General features: G+C 44.5%; 11 protein-coding genes. 7 read left to right on the plus strand and 4 right to left on the minus strand.

The features are described from left to right. Positions 1-2 precede the first annotated feature (2 nt). Positions 3-2420, plus strand: a complete 2418-nt coding sequence (locus R3D00_01260) for a TonB-dependent receptor (GenBank protein ID MEZ4771777.1) — start codon at positions 3-5, stop codon at positions 2418-2420. Between the two features lie 8 nt (positions 2421-2428). After that, positions 2429-2866: a GNAT family N-acetyltransferase gene (locus R3D00_01265; protein ID MEZ4771778.1), complete on the plus strand. Its 438-nt coding sequence runs from the start codon at positions 2429-2431 to the stop codon at positions 2864-2866. Here the strand turns inward: R3D00_01265 and panC are convergent. After that, positions 2863-3708: a pantoate--beta-alanine ligase gene (gene panC / locus R3D00_01270; GenBank protein MEZ4771779.1), complete on the minus strand. Its 846-nt coding sequence runs from the start codon at positions 3706-3708 to the stop codon at positions 2863-2865. The genes R3D00_01265 and panC overlap by 4 nt on opposite strands. A gap of 143 nt (positions 3709-3851) precedes the next feature. On the opposite strand from panC, the gene R3D00_01275 reads away from it, so the two are divergent. The 3 genes from R3D00_01275 (at position 3852) to glmS (ending at position 7954) form a co-directional block, all read left to right on the plus strand. Next, positions 3852-4658 carry a glycogen/starch synthase gene (locus R3D00_01275; protein MEZ4771780.1) on the plus strand — a complete coding sequence of 269 codons (807 nt, stop codon included), beginning with the start codon at positions 3852-3854 and terminating at the stop codon, positions 4656-4658. Positions 4659-4665: 7 nt separating this feature from the next. After that, positions 4666-5976 carry a DUF4270 family protein gene (locus R3D00_01280; GenBank protein ID MEZ4771781.1) on the plus strand — a complete coding sequence of 437 codons (1311 nt, stop codon included), beginning with the start codon at positions 4666-4668 and terminating at the stop codon, positions 5974-5976. Between the two features lie 145 nt (positions 5977-6121). Continuing rightward, a complete protein-coding gene (glmS, locus tag R3D00_01285; GenBank protein MEZ4771782.1) occupies positions 6122-7954 on the plus strand; it encodes a glutamine--fructose-6-phosphate transaminase (isomerizing) in 1833 nt (610 codons plus the stop codon). A 46-nt stretch (positions 7955-8000) separates the two neighbouring features. Here glmS and R3D00_01290 read toward each other — a convergent pair whose 3' ends face one another. The 3 genes from R3D00_01290 to porU form a co-directional block, all read right to left on the minus strand. Further along, positions 8001-8795 carry a shikimate dehydrogenase gene (locus R3D00_01290; GenBank protein ID MEZ4771783.1) on the minus strand — a complete coding sequence of 265 codons (795 nt, stop codon included), beginning with the start codon at positions 8793-8795 and terminating at the stop codon, positions 8001-8003. An 89-nt stretch (positions 8796-8884) separates the two neighbouring features. Next, positions 8885-10030 (minus strand): type IX secretion system outer membrane channel protein PorV, encoded by a 1146-nt coding sequence (gene porV / locus R3D00_01295; protein ID MEZ4771784.1) that lies wholly within the window; start codon positions 10028-10030, stop codon positions 8885-8887. A gap of 312 nt (positions 10031-10342) precedes the next feature. Continuing rightward, the gene (gene porU, locus R3D00_01300) at positions 10343-13816 is read right to left on the minus strand and encodes a type IX secretion system sortase PorU (protein MEZ4771785.1); all 3474 of its coding nucleotides are present in this window, start codon (positions 13814-13816) and stop codon (positions 10343-10345) included. A 189-nt stretch (positions 13817-14005) separates the two neighbouring features. On the opposite strand from porU, the gene R3D00_01305 reads away from it, so the two are divergent. Together R3D00_01305 and R3D00_01310 are read left to right on the plus strand one after the other, a co-directional pair. Continuing rightward, positions 14006-15160 (plus strand): hypothetical protein, encoded by a 1155-nt coding sequence (locus tag R3D00_01305; GenBank protein ID MEZ4771786.1) that lies wholly within the window; start codon positions 14006-14008, stop codon positions 15158-15160. A 172-nt stretch (positions 15161-15332) separates the two neighbouring features. After that, complete coding sequence (locus R3D00_01310; GenBank protein ID MEZ4771787.1) at positions 15333-15980, plus strand: hypothetical protein; 648 nt, start codon at positions 15333-15335, stop codon at positions 15978-15980. Positions 15981-16124: the final 144 nt, after the last annotated feature.

Here is a 16124-nt window from a genome sequence, read left to right on the forward strand (position 1 = left end):
TTATGACCAGTTTCCCCCGATTAATTCTTCCATATATTTCCCTTACTGCGGTCTATTGTCTGATCACGGTACTGGGATATGCGCAAAACACGCGGGTAACCCTCTCTGGAAAAGTGACTGACTTCACCTCCGGAGATCCGCTTGTAGGAGCTACCATCTCTGTACCAGACCTGGGGGTCGGTACTTATGCCGATGAAGAAGGAAAATATACGATTGCAATTCCTGTGGGAAACCGGTCATCTGTGGAGGTTTCTTATTCTTTTACCGGTTACTCTGCCCAAACCCTAATCGTTGAGGCAGGTACCGCTGATGTAATTAAAAATATCTCTCTTCGTGAAGAAGATTATTCTACCGAAGAAGTCGTCATCACCGCTACAAAAGGTTTTGCCCAGTCCCAATCTGATGTGACGGTTTCGATCGAAGTCGTAAAGCCCTTGGCGATCAACCTTCAGGCTACGCCTTCGATAGATAAAACGCTTTCACAAATTCCCGGAGTGGACAATCAGGACGGCCAGATCAATATTCGCGGTAGTTCGGGATATGCGTATGGCGTCGGCAGCCGGGTCATGGTCACACTCGATGGCCTTCCGCTTTTGACCGGAGATGCCGGTACTGCCAATCTGGACCTTATCCCGGTTGATAATATTTCGCAGGTGGAGGTGATGAAAGGCGCAAGTTCGGTGCTGTATGGCTCTTCTGCTTTGGGGGGTGTCATCAACATCGTTACTGCTGATCCTGAAGAAAAACCCAAAACATCCATTCGCCTTCGCTATGGCATGTACGGACCTCCCGCCAACAAAGCCATAGATTGGGACGGCGACAAAAATGCATGGTCTGCTTCCACCCATATTTTCCACAGCAGGAAGATCGGGATTATGGATTTCACGCTTCAGAGCAATTTTATTAAAGAAACGGGTTACAGACAGGGGACGGATGCAGAAGAATACCGCAACCTCATCATGCTAAAGTTCAAACCTAAAAAAACACCCGGCCTTACTTTTGGAATTAATGCCAGTGTAAGTGTGGACTCAAGCGGCAGTATTCTTTACTGGCGTGGTTATTACCCCGATACGACAGTCAATGGTACGGAGCAGGTGGTTTCCGGTGGCGCACTTACCCCTACCAATGCCAATGGCGGGTATCGCAAACAATTGTCAACCATTATGGCCGTAGACCCGGTGATCAAATATCTTACCCCCAACGGAAAAAGTCTTTTCTGGTACAGAGGGAGATATTTGAACAACCGTAACCGCAACAATACCAACCAGTCCACCAGCAATTATATCGTATATAATGACTTTCTCTATCAGACTTCTATCCTGAAGAATGTCAGCTGGGTTACGGGCGCTACTTATACCTCTTCCTCCATTTCCGGAGACAGTCTGTATGGTGGTACCTATATATTTAATGGCGACACAATCGTGAGTACCGGCTCGCACAGCGGAAACTCCCTTGGCGTATATACCCAACTCGATGGAAAATTTGGCAGGCTGACCACAAGCCTCGGCCTTCGGTATGAAACTGTTCAGATTGATGGCGCCTCACGCGAATCCCGGCCGGTAGCGCGTGCCGGGCTAAACCTGAAGCTTTGGCCGGGGATGAATATCCGGACTTCTTTTGGTCAGGCCTTCCGGGTACCATCTGTCGCTGAAAGATTTGCCAATACCACCGGCGGTGGTATCGTAGTAGAACCCAATCCCAACATCAAATCCGAATATGGCTATAGTGCGGAATTTGGACTCCGGCAAGGGTTTCTGGCAGATCGCCCTTCTTTTGTTTTAAAAGGATATCTTGACCTCGCCGGATTTGTAATGAATTATCAGGACATGGTTGAGTTTGGTATCACCAAAAGGCAGATATTTCCGGTGCAGGATATCAGGTTCTCCTCTGTAAATGTAGCTAATGCCCGCATATCTGGTATAGAGCTGACCGCAATGACTTCGGCCAACTGGAAAAATTGGTTTGTTAATTTTAGTGGCGGCGTTGTATATCTGAATCCTCAGGATCTGAATGCTGTTCCGGCAGAAAAACAACTGGACCTGGTTAATGTTCCCTCCGACATTATTAATCCTGAAAAAGTGGATCAGCCACCATTTTTGAAATATCGCAGCCGGTGGACTGTCAGGGGAAGTATTTCGGGAGGGTATAAAATCTTTAGCCTGACAACCAATATTCGTTACAAAAGCTTTGTGGAGAATATCGACCAATATTTGTTTCTGGTCATCGACGACCTCAACGATTTTCGGGTCAACCATGCAAATGGAGATCTTGTGGCCGATGTGATTTTGTCAGCAGATGTTACAAAAAACAGCAAACTCTCACTTACAGTTGATAATATCGCAAACAGAGAATATCTGATTATCCCGGGACTTCTTGCGCCGCAGCGTAAATTTACCCTTCAATATATGATTCGATTCTAATAGTTTTTATGCCATCTTCCACGATTATTCCGCTCGATAGGTACAACTGGGAACTGTGTCTGGGCATTCAAATGGAGCCAGACCAGGAACAGTTTATCCCTTCTGTAATGTATTCCATTGCTCAGGCCAAATTTGAGGACCTTCAACCATTTGGTATTTTGTATAAAGATCAGATGGTGGGATTTCTGATGTATGGCTCTTTTGGCGGAATATGCTGGATCAACCGGATCATTGTAGATAAAGAATATCAGGGGCTGGGCATCGGCAAAAGTGCGGTAAGGGAGTTGTTGAATTTTCTCAAAGGGAAAATAGACTGTAGAGAAATCAGAACCAGCTATTCTGTCGATAACTATATAGCCGAACATTTTTTCCGGTCACTGGGGTTTGTGCCGATAAATGAAGAGATGACGCACGAGATTGTGGCGCGTTATGAAGGTCGCCGTTAAATGAAAACCGGCATATTGTCGATCAGTCGCGTTTTGCCCAGATAAGCAGCCATAAACATCCGTGGGTGTTCATCAGGCAACAGTGATGATACCTCTTTCAGGTTGGTATCGTTGAGAATCTCAAAATAATCGAGTTTTACGATCGGGAACTTCGTTAGCGCTTCATTTACAAAAGCGCGAACAGCCCCGACAGTACTGAAGTCGGCTATGTTTTCTCTGATTGTCTGCATCGTTTGAGAGAGAAACAGCGCCTGGTTTCTTTCCTCCGGAGACAAATACATATTTCGGGAACTCATAGCCAGCCCGTCGTGCTCTCTGATAATTGCACAAGGCACTACGGAAAGCGGAAAATGCAACTCCTTCACCAGTTGTTGAATGATCAGACACTGCTGGTAATCTTTTAATCCGAAATAGGCACGGGTCGGTAAGGTGAGGTGGAAAAGAATAGATACAACCTGAACGACACCATTCATATGTCCCGGACGGCTAGCCCCGCAAAGCTTCTTATCAAGATCTCGAATATTAAAGTATATCTGGGTTTCGTCGGGATAAACCTGGCTACGCTGCGGTGCCAACACAATGTCTGCCCCCATTTGTTTCAACAATTCGCAGTCTTTTTCGAGTGTACGAGGGTATTTTTCGAAATCCTCATTGGGCCCAAACTGCGTAGGGTTGACAAAGATGGTAACAATCGTCAGGTCATTTTCCGCAACCGATTGCCTGACCAGACTGGCATGACCTTCATGAAGCGCGCCCATGGTGGGTACCAGCCCGATTTGCGTGCCCGGGCTTAGCGTTTTCCGAAACTGAAGGAAGGAGGAGATTTCCTGATAAACCTGCATAAATAGGATAAGTACAGGATAAGGCGGGTCAATATAAGCATTCGCTAATTGTTAATACAAATAATTTTGTGTATTTTTGTACCAGATTTCCGCAACCTAGCTTTTTGGCTGCTCATGTTCAACGCACTAACATGGATAAGAAAATGAGAATTCTTTATGTTACTTCCGAAATTGATCCTTTTCTCAAACTTACTTCAGCAGCAGACTTTATCCGACTCCTTCCTCAAAGCCTACAGGAAAAAGGGCATGAGATCCGGATTTTTATGCCAAAGTTTGGTGTGATCAATGAAAGAAGAAACAGACTTCACGAGGTAGTAAGGTTATCCGGTATTAATATTCGCGTGGCCGGAGAAGAAAAACCACTTACTATCAAGGTTGCCTCGATTCCCAACGCGAAACTTCAGGTCTATTTTCTCGACAATGAAGATTACTTCAAACGCAAATCAGTATTGACTGATCCGCACAGTGATAAATTCCATCTGGACAATGACGAGCGGTCGATATTTTTCTGTAAGGGTGTAATTGAAACGGTAAAGAAACTAGGATGGCCGCCCAACATTATTCACTGTCATGACTGGATGACTTCTTTTATTCCCTTATATTTGAGGACTAATTATAAAGACGATCCGATGTTTAAAAACACCAAAATTGTCTTTACAGTGTACAACAATGGGTTTGACTGCGAGCTTGCCAATAACTACCTTGAAAAGGTCAGAGTTGACGGTATCTCAGATGAGAAGATAGACAACTATACCGGTCCAAGTTACGTTGGGCTATGCAAAGGAGGGATTGCAATGTCGGATGTAGTTACCAAAGGGCATCCCCAGGTTCATGAAAAAATAGAAGAATACATTGATCAGGTTCAGGAAGAGCAAATATACTTCGACATTAGCGACAGAGACTCCTACGTTGAAGGGTATGACAAGCTCTATGCTGATATTTCCAATTAAGTTCGATTTGAAAAATACGATTCAGTTGTGGCTGTCTGCTATAGTAGTGGCAGCCATTTTTTTTGTTACGGGCTGCGACCGGCCTATTGACAACACCGGCATAAATGTCCTGCCCGAAGGCGATTTGATCAGCCTCAAATATTCAGATACTACGACCATCGTTATGGAGACCCAACGGTCTGATGTGTCTAATACCTATCGGTCTGCCCGGCAGTTATTTGGTAACTATATCGATCCGTTTTTTGGTAAGGTCTCGGCTGCCACCTACACGGAGTTTCTGGCCCGTTCCGGCCTCAACTTTGGTGATTCCGCAAATCTTATTTTTGACTCGCTGGTGCTGTATCTCAACATTGATGGTTATTACGGAAGAATTCAGTCCAACCAGACGCTTCATATCTATGAGCTGACTGAGTCTTTTCCCGACGCTACGGAAATATACTCTTCAGATACCCTGGCATATGATGCTTCACGTGATCTCGCCAAAGGCTATAAACTTTCCTATGACAGCGATGCTGACCTTGGAGTGATCAGTATCCGGCTGGATGATATACTGGGTAAGAAATTGTTGTTTGCTTCCAGCGATACACTCTCAGACCGTGATCTTTTCAATCTGTTATTTAAAGGAATTTATATCGGCACTGATCCTGTGAATTACTTTTCCAGAGAACCAGGTGCGATATTTTCTTTATTTGCTATCAGTAATACTTCCCAGATGAAGTTGTATTATCAGGAAAAAGATCCCGATTCTACGTTTTATACAGCCAAAGAGGAGCCTTTCCTTATAACAGGTTCTACTCCCAGATTCCACAGTATAAAGCGGACCGATGAGTCTGAAAGTATATTGCCCGATTACCTTTCCCAGCCAGATACTTCTGCTTTCTATGAATTTATTCAGGGTGGACTTGAAATGAAAATTTTCCTCAAGTTTCCTTACATAGACAAGATTGAAGAGTCTGCAATCAGTAAGGCCGAACTGGTACTTAATGTAGATCAAAAATACCTGGGTAGCCAACGCCGATATCTGCCGCCTTTTCAAATAGAAACGATTTTCGCTGATGAAAATGGCCAGGAAGAGACCATCGACGGGCAGCCGGTTTATATATCTTCTCCGGCTTTGTACAACGAAGCAACCGGCACGTATACCATCACCCTCACCAATTATGTTCAACAAGTGGTTGGGGGAAGCCGTAAGAATTATGGAATGTTTCTGGTGTCAAACAACCGCACATTTCAAATTAACCGGGCTGCTATCGGGGGGACAGATAACCCTTCTCTTAAGCCGGTACTCAGGCTGATTTATACAAATCTGCCCAAATAATCGTTTATTTTTTATTGTTACACGGGGCTACATCGTAAAAAATTACGCGTAGCCCCGTGTTGTTTTTTTATGAATTTCGCACTTGAAGATTCCCCAAGGTCATTGTTATTTGTAAAAAACTCATTCAAACCAAACCCGAATTATTATGTGTGGAATTGTAGGCTATATCGGCCATCAACAAGCCTATCCAATCCTTATCAAAGGATTAAAAAGACTAGAGTACCGGGGATATGATTCTTCCGGCGTTGCTCTAATGAATGGCGACCTTCATGTATTTAAGAAAAAAGGTAAAGTTGCCGAATTGGAAAACCATGTAGGTGCTGATGCTCCTTCCTGTGTAATGGGTATTGGACATACTCGCTGGGCAACTCACGGTGAGCCCAATGATATCAACTCTCACCCGCATGTTTCTTCCTCTGGAAATTTTGCACTAATCCACAACGGGATTATTGAAAACTACAGCACCCTGAAAAACCGGCTTATTGCCAACGGTATTACTTTTGTCTCCGAGACGGATACGGAAGTACTGGTACAACTCATTGAATTTATTTATGACAACGAACCGGTTTCTGTTGAAGAAGCTGTAAGACTTGCACTCAATGAAGTCGTGGGAGCTTATGGTATCATTGTCATGTGTAAGGATACCCCCGATCAACTTATCGTGGCACGCAGAAGTAGCCCCATTGTCATCGGTATCGGGGTAGGTGAGTATATTATCGCTTCTGATGCTACGCCAATCGTGGGGTATACTGAAGATGTGATTTATCTCAACGACAATGAGATGGCCATCCTGACCAAAGATTCGCATACCATCAAAACTACGGAAAATGAAATTCGCACGCCGCTGCTCCAGAAAATAGAAATGGAACTGGCTGCACTGGAGAAAGGTGGGTATGCACATTTTATGCTGAAGGAAATATTTGAGCAGCCCAACTCAATCGCTGAAAGTATTCGTGGCCGTATCAACCCCGTCGATAATACCGTCTGGCTGGGTGGATTGGTTGATGTTCATGAGCCTTTGCGAAATGCGAAGCGATTTGTTTTTGTCGCCTGTGGTACCAGCTGGCATGCAGGTCTGGTCGGCGAATATCTTTTTGAAGAATTTGCCCGCGTACCTGTGGAGGTTGAATATGCTTCCGAATTTCGCTACAGAAATCCGATCATCAACAAAGATGATGTCGTCATTGCGATCAGCCAGAGCGGAGAAACCGCAGATACACTGGCCGCTGTGGAAATTGCAAAGGCAAATGGGGCAATGGTACTGGGGGTAGTCAATGTTGTTGGATCCAGCATCGCTCGCGCTACGGATGCAGGTGTCTATATTCATGCAGGCCCGGAAATCGGTGTGGCTTCTACTAAAGCATTTACCTCTCAGGTTACCGTGCTCACGCTGATGGCGGGTTTTATCGCCCAACTAAGGGGGACCAGCACGCCAAAAACGCAGGCTGCAATCAACGAACTGGTAACCATTCCCGCAAAAGTTGCCCATATTCTGGAAACTAATCCGGAAGTCATGCAAATCGCGGAGATATTTAAAGATGCCACAAACTTCCTGTACCTTGGAAGAGGTTACAATTTCCCCGTAGCATTGGAAGGTGCCTTAAAACTGAAAGAAATTTCTTATATCCACTCAGAAGGATATCCGGCAGCAGAAATGAAACACGGCCCCATTGCGTTGATTGATGAGAATATGCCGGTATTATTTATTGCAACGCAGGATGAATCTTACGACAAAATCGTTTCCAATATAGATCAGGTAGTCTCGCGCAAAGGACGAGTCATCGCCATTGTTACAGAAGGGGATGAGCATATTCGCGATCTCGCAGAGTTTGTTCTGGAAATTCCTTATGCAAATCCTGCATTACTGCCGTTGTTATCTGTGATTCCGCTTCAGTTGTTGTCGTATCATATTGCCCTCATGCGGGGATGTAATGTCGATCAGCCACGGAATCTGGCCAAGTCTGTTACTGTAGAATAGCGGTCCAGCTTACGCAAATAAACACCAAAAATCCGGAAATCAGGTCTCAATCAACCCTGGTTTCCGGTTTTGTATTCCAGATAGACCATGATTTCTCCGCCTGGAGAATGAGCATATCCATACCATTGCAGGTATGTGCGCCAAAGCTGGCTGCTTTTTTCATAAACAATGTCTCTTCCGGGTTATACACAAGATCGCAGGCAAAATGGTTGGCGCTCATCCCTTCGTATGGAATTTCCGGCGCAAATCCTGTTTCCGGGTACATCCCCAGTGGGGTTGTATTGACGATCAGTCGGTGGGAACCAATTAACTCTGGTGTAAGTTCTTGATAAGAGATTTCTCCCGTATTTTGGGGCTGGCGGGAAACAAATGTTACATTTTCAGAAGAAAGCATGGCTTCCAACACATATTTTACCGCTTTGGCTGCACCGCCAGTACCGAGTACCAGTGCTTTTTCGGGTTTATTGCCAGCCAAAAATTTTTCCAGAGACTGCCGAAATCCGCTGATATCCGAATTGTGGCCACTGAGCCCATTTTCTTCCACCCTTATTGTATTGACTGCCCCAATCGCAGCAGCTTCGGGAGATAGCCAATTGAGGTAAGGAATCACCGCTGTTTTATAGGGAATGGTAACATTCAGCCCAGTCAACCCAAGGCTTCGGTATTGTTCGGTCAGAGCAGGAAAAAGATCAATGACCGGCAGCTCAAACAACTCGTACCGGTCATCTGTTCCCAGCTGTTCGAATTTTGCGGAGAAATATTTTTTTGAAAAACTATGGCCCAGTTTTTTGCCGATCAGGCCAAAAATCCGGGATGTGGGGGAGTGATTTTCTGAATTCAAGTTTCTTTACTTTGAGCAGTAAATATAAAAAAAAAGAGGGCCATAAGGTCCTCTTTTGCTTTTAGGTTAGTGATGTCAGAATGGTTCAATTATTCGGTCCCGGCCGAATCAAAATTATAAGTCAGCGTAAAACGCAATGTATTCTGGAGTGGATGATTTTGCTGAAGCGGTGCCAGATAGGCGAAGTTCAGGCCAAAAACATTGTACTTGATACCAGCTCCAAGGGTGATAAATTTGCGGTTGCCTTTCTGTGGATCTTCATAGAAGAAACCCATCCGGGCTGCAAAAATCTCGCGGTACCAGTATTCAAATCCGACGGAAGTATTAAACTCGGAAATTTCTTCCCCAAAACCTCCGGGAGCGTCGCTAAAGCTACCAAACATGCCCTGAAGTAATGGCAGGTCGGAGCGGCCTCCTTCGGAAGGTACAAGCAGCTTGTTGAAGTCGTTGGTGAACGTTACGCTGTTGTAATCATCCACAAAAAACTTAAATGCGTAGCCGATCCGCATGTTTACAGGAATAAAATCCCTGTCAGAAGTATTGGCGGTGTAAGATACCTTCGGTCCGATATTGGAGATATTCAACCCGGAAGAAAACTGAACCGGGATATCTGTATTTCCACGGATTTTAAAATCCTTTTTATACAGAAAGGAAACATCACCAGCGGCAGTATTTACGGGCCGGGCATCGCCACCAAGATTTCCATTGGAAGCGAGACGGCTATAGATATAGCGCATCGAAATACCCGCAGACAATACAGGCGTAACTTTCAATGAATATCCTACGTCGAGGGCAAACTCATTGGGTTTGTCGCTTCCGATCGGCTGACCAAGACCATCGGTGAAGTCAATTTCACCCAGGGAAAAATAGCGGAGAGATGCTCCGATAACCCCCGAGTTCCCGGTGTTGTAGTAACCGGAAAGATACATAAGGTTGATATCCGGAATTCCCAGCGCACGTAACCAGGGAGAGTAAGACATACTGAAACCCATACGATGGTCAAGAAAGGCCAAAGCAGAAGGATTCCAGTGCATAGCATTGGCGTCGTCTGTTATAGCAACTCCGGCTTCACCGATACCCGCACTTCGGGAGTCAGGTGCAACCATCAGAAATGGTACAGCAGTAGTAATGGTTTTGGTACCTCGTTGTCCTGTACTGCCACCCTGGGCAAACAGCTTCTGAGTGCCTATAAAGACAAGACTTAAACAAGCAGCGGTTAAAATTGCTTTCCTCATATTTTGCTACCTTTGTTCTAAAATGATTTGATGTACAAATTAACGTAGCATTCTCTTCATAGGCTGGATAAATTTTCTAAATGGAATTTATGTAAATATAAAGAAAGCGAATGTATTTCGAGTCTCTATTATTAGCTAAAACTTACTTTTAGCGTCAGGCAAATATAATTCTTTTCGGGAAATATCCGATTTATACCCGGGAAATTTGCCCAAACATAAATCCAGATATTTCACTATCAACGTACGAACCGCAGAAAAAGAAGCCATTCGAAAAGGAGATTCTTACCCTTTTCTTCAAAAATGGCTGTCATTTTATCTCAATACTACCAGTCTCCGGGATTCACTGACGGTTTTTCCGGTATCGGTATCCGTAAGTATAACCCGATAAATGTAGATCCCACTGCTCAGCTTTGCTCCGTTTGCAGCGGTTCCATCCCAATTTAAATCGCGGTAAACATTTCCGTTCGCCGTAAAATCTCCCGTTAACGTGGTTACTTTCTGTCCCGCCATACTCACGATGTCTACTTCGACATGCAGGTTTTTCCCCGCCTGATTGTGCCCGATAACAAATTCGGTACTTTCATTAAATGGATTCGGGTAGTTAAATATCTGTTCCAGCGCCATGACTGCATCGTCTGTGACAATAAACCACGTGTAAGCTTCTGAAGAATTATTGGCCACATCCCATACTCTTATCGTGAGATCATGTCTCCCCAATTCCAGATCGCGGAGCTGAAACTTCACAGTTCCTTCCTGATAGCTGTTGGGTTTGGCAGTATAATAATCATTAAGTATAAATACATTGGCACTATTGCTGTCGAGCTCAGCGGTGATTTCATGGCCAATGCCGATACCGACTGTATTAATTCCTGACTCGTCTTTGACTTTGGCAAACAGATAGGGATTCTGGTCGGTAATACCTCCGGGTATCCAGTTTTCGTCGTTGATAAATAATTCTATTTCAGGCCCTTCATCATCGGCAACTGCATCAGGGTCAGTACCTCCGATATACATATTGTCGTAACAACCGGTTCCGTCTATAGAATCATTAAAAAAGTATACACTGATTTTGCCCTGCCCTTCTTCATAGGAAATGTCGATGGGCACAACAAATTCAAATTCAAATTCGCCTCCGGCTACAGTTGCCCGTCCGTTGAAAATCCGGTTTTTCTGCCAGTAAAATGAGTATTGAGATAAGCGGGTAGTGAAAAGGCTGGGTTTGTCGAAAATGGTTACATCCATATCGCCCTTAAAATCGCTCTGGAAATTTCCATATTCGTCCGTAACCATTCCTTTTACTTTTACTTTGGACAGAGACTGTAAAGAATCTCTCACTCCGGGCTGTACCGGCAAATCATTGATAGAAGTAATTTTCGCCTTCAGTGACGGGTAGTTGAGTATCAGCCCGGGATCACCGAGGAGGGTAAAATTTCGTGAGTTGATATTGGCGAGATTTCCCCTTGTGAATGTACTGTTTTTGGTATGCATCATCACCTCACCCAGCGTAGGCATTCTTCCTTTCAGGCTATCGAAGGCGAATACGTTCCTGTAAAAATTCTGATTGAGGGTAGCGTTGGGAGAAGAATATACAAGGCGAACGGTAGTAAAGAGGGCAATCGCTCCCGTTTCCGGATTCATCGTCATAACTTCTGCACCGGAGCGTAGTTCTGAATCGTCAAATCTTCCAAATTCACAGGTCGCAGTTACAATTACCGGAAGCCTGTCCCGGTTTTGCATGGATTCGATATCGGGTATTTCGAGAATACGCGAATTGGACCAGGCATATTCACCGCCATGACCTGTATAATTGAGGATAAGACTTCCCTGATCAAGTGCTGCAAGTAAGGCTGCTCTTCCGTCTGGGAAGCGGGTTACTCCCGCAGTTTTGACCAACTGATAATTGTCCATAAACAGTTTGTCAATATTGATGCAGGGATTGGCGGCATTGATCAGGCCTGTATATGCATTTGCCTGGCTTACATGGGTGCTGCCTTCGCCTTCTTTGTGATCGGCTACAAGTACAACTTTACTGCGCCATTGTCCAAGCCCTGTTCCGTCTGGATTGGTTGCGTATCGGATGATCTTATCTACAATTGCTTTGGCCTGTTCTTTATTTTCTACCGGAAGCCTTCCTACTGCTACATCCAGCAGGTTGACCTGATAATTGATATCTCCATCAACGCCCGATGCTTCTCCCCAAAAGCCATCGGTATCATCCAGCAATCCGAAAAAATCATCGCTGGTGTAAGAGTTGGTAGGTTCCCATGAATCGCGGCTCTGATAGGTTGGAATAAAGTTGACCACACTCTCTTCCCGTCGGTTGATGTTTTTGTAGTTGTAGGTTCCGTCTCCAAATAGCAGCACAAATCCGGGTGAAAGTTCTCCCGATTTCACATAAAACATACGGATAAAGTCCCTGATTGCAGATACGTCCAGTTTACCGCTGGAAAACTCGTTGTAAATTTCCTGGGGTGTGACAACCGCAACACTGCGTTTGTAATGATTGCGATGAAAATCTGCCAACCGTTCCGCCTCTGCTTTAAATTCCGGGTAGGAAATAATCAGATAGTCAACAAGCGGGAGTCCGTGGAGATTCTGGTTGGGAATGGTTTTGATTGAGACCGGGCTTAATCCGGCATCCGTGAAGGCAATAAATCGCTTGGCGGAATCTGCATTTACTGAAAAGGCAAGTGTATTGCCGTTTATGGAGTATGCATGGCCGATAGCGGCTGCGGGTTCGGTTATATCCCAGATTTTATAGTTGCTGTTACCATTGGCAATCGAAATTGCAGCAACCTGGCCTGGGCCCGTCTGGTCTGCCACGCTGAATGCCCACTGACTTCTTCCGCCAGCATCTGGTGCCTGGTCGTAGTCCACTTCAATCCAGTCGAGCCATCCTTCCGAGCGGTTTGATCCCGATTTATTGAATACCAGGCGTATATCGAGCGAATCATCCGTTCCGACTAAATTGGGGTTTACGGAGAATGTCTGGGCTTTGGAGTGGTAGTATCTTACTTCTGAGTTGGTGACATTGGTTGAAGACAAGCCGACCGTACCCAGTAAAGTGTTTCCTGCGAAGACCTGAAAGCTGGTACCCACATCAGAGCGGGCGGCGAGATCTACCGTAACCCGGATGGTACCCGTTGGGGCTGCGTCTGGAATATAAAACCCGAAAGTGCGATCCAGCAGAAGGTCAAACTTCTCTCCCAGCCAAAAGCGACCGGAGCGGAGCGGGTTTTCACTGTCTTTTTCGTGGAAATGAACATTCCGGGTAGTCGGCACCTGAAAAGTAGCGTTGGCAGCAGAAGGAATATTCTCTATCCTTTTTCCATTGGCATCTCCGATATGGAGGAAATAGAAATTGGTGTCTGCATATAGGTGAAAGTTGTGCACAAAACGCTGCACATCTTCTTTATAATTCCAGGTATGGGCAGATTCACCGTAAAACTGGATATAATCGGTACTTTGAAATACTCCATCATCTTCGCCTGCGACGAAGATGGGGTTCTCTACGAGATCGTCGTAGCGAAAAGCGCTGTTGGCCTGCGGCAAAATGCTGCCGCCATTGCCGAAAATCTGGATTTTGCGCGGATCTATTCCCGAAGGATTGATGCCGTGCTGAGAAAGATAGTTGAAATCCAGTTTGTAAATACCATCTTCAGTGACCCCGATTTTATACCATGTACCCTTGCTGAGTACAGACTCGGTTGCATAATTTTGGGAAAATGAAAAAAAAGGAAGGCCCAATATGAGTGGCAGAATTACGGACAGTAATCGCTTATTCATGAGGTTTATTTTCAGTTGTACCTACAAATAAACGAAAAAAACACCTGAAAGGGTGGGTAAAAAAAACGTTACTTATTTCTTAGAAAAGGAATTGTAGTCGGGAGTGAACGCATTTTCCGGCTGAAATAATCACAATCATGCTTACCCTTTTATAGAAAAACGCCATATTTATAGTCCTAATACCAAACTATGAATCTGGCAATGTCCTTTGACCGCTCTCCTCGCGGCAACCGTGAAAGCAGTGTTGATCCCGGATACTGGGACACAGTGCTTAATTTGTATGAAAAAGGCCAATACAAAGATGCGATAGTGGGAATCATTCACTATGTAAATCCTAACCTGGCGGCAAAAACCGGCAATGCTGATAAAACCCGGTTTGTTATTCCTCACGGTTCCGCAATGGTGTATCTGGAGCTTGATGACAATTTGTTAAAGGTTCGTGCGCCATTTCTCAGTACTGCCGGGGCCAATAAGATTCCACTCCTTCGCCAGGTAGCACAAATCAATTTTTCTCCTTTAAATCTGGCCAGGATAGTTCTTCAGGATGATCAGTTGGTATTTTCTTATCAGTGCCCGCTCGAACTGGCTGAACCTTATAAAATGTATGAGGTTTTTCGGGAAATCTGCACTTATGCAGATTCTTATGATGATGAATTTATCCGGAAGTTTGGTGCAAAATGGATTCAGGAGCCAGTTATTGAGAGGTATTCGCAAGATGAAATCAATACGTCGTGGAATAAAATTCAGGAGTATATTAAAGAGGCGCAGACTTTTATCGAGTATTTTGAAAATAAGCGAAACTTCGGCTTTTGCTGGGATGTGCTCAACATTACCCTGGCCAAGATTGAGTATTATGCGCAGCCGCAAGGACTGTATCGCAATGAAATAGAAAAAACAATGGCTTTTCTGCAAAGCAATGCTTCGGTCACTGACCGGGTCAATCGCGGAAAAGAATTTTTGCGCAAACTTCAAGCGTATAATAAGGCCGATTTTGATTCGGATATGTACAAAGTACAGAGCTTTATCCCCTCCAAATACCGCAGTACATTAGAGAATATCCGCACCAATTTTGAAGAGTCATACGCAGCCGCCAAAAAAGAGCGTGAGAGCGGAGACCATATCGGCGCAACCTTTTCCATGCAATATATTTTCCTGAAATTATTTTTCTACAACAACGTCAGCGCCGAATATGCAGAGCCTCTGATACTGGCAATGGAAAAATCCTCAGGAAAACCCTGGCATGAAGCTTCCGGACATCTCTGGAAAGCGATGGAAATAATTATGACCGGAAACTTCAACTCAGGTAAAAAGAAAGGCTTTTTCCGCTCTCTTTTCGGAAGATAAGGTCATCCCATTTCCATTTACCCGTCTTATATAACTGCAGGCCAAACAGGAATGCAGAATTGTTGCTTTTTGTTCATGTAATATAAATTACGATATTGGGTAGATTATTCCAGATGGATAATTTATGTTTATAATGTTTTGCTCATGACAGATACAACAAAGGTTATTTAGTATGAAAGTCTTGTCTTGTCTCTTGTTTTTTTCCGTCTTCGTATCTATTCCCCGATTTTTTGCACAACCTGATGCCGGAAATGGTAAATCATTCGCAGTAACTGATGTAGAAGATTCACCGGGAGATTTTCTCACCGCAGAGCTGGATGAGATGGTTCTTTGGAGATTATTGGAAATAAATAGGCCTGACCTTCGCCGGACCAAAGATGATATTCTGTTGGAAAATCAGAGTCTTACAACTTTGCGGGAGGAGACATTGGCCAGCCTTAGTCAGTATCAACACCTGGCTGCAAAACTGGACAGTAGTAATGCCGCACTGGAAGAAGACAATGACCATTTGCGGGAGATCAGAGCGGAGATGGTGTTCCGGCTGGTGGATTTGACCAACGAAAAAGATTTGCTTTTTACCGGAGATGCGGATGAGGATTATGATCTGGAAATGGAAGAATCAGATGCAATCAGAGAGGAGATTGTGTTGCTCGATATGCAACTCGATGCCTATGACCGCAAGATGGAGCAAAATGCGATGGCTATCTATATTCAGGAGCAAATGATCAGTGAGGCCGAAGATGTTCTTTTCGAAGCAGAAGAAACCGCAGAAATTTGTTTGTGGCTTACAGAAATAAATATCAATCTCCTGCGTCAATGAGTCAATAATGACCGCAAAAAGCGGATTCAATATTAAAGAAAGCCAATCTTGGCTGGTGTTTAGTAGTTAGATTTTAGGGGTTACGCCTCACATGTTTATGTGGGGCGTTTTTTTGTTTTATATTTGCACAAAATTTTTACCGCG

The organism is Bacteroidia bacterium, from assembly GCA_041391665.1.
Taxonomy (GTDB): Bacteria; Bacteroidota; Bacteroidia; order J057; family J057; genus JAGQVA01.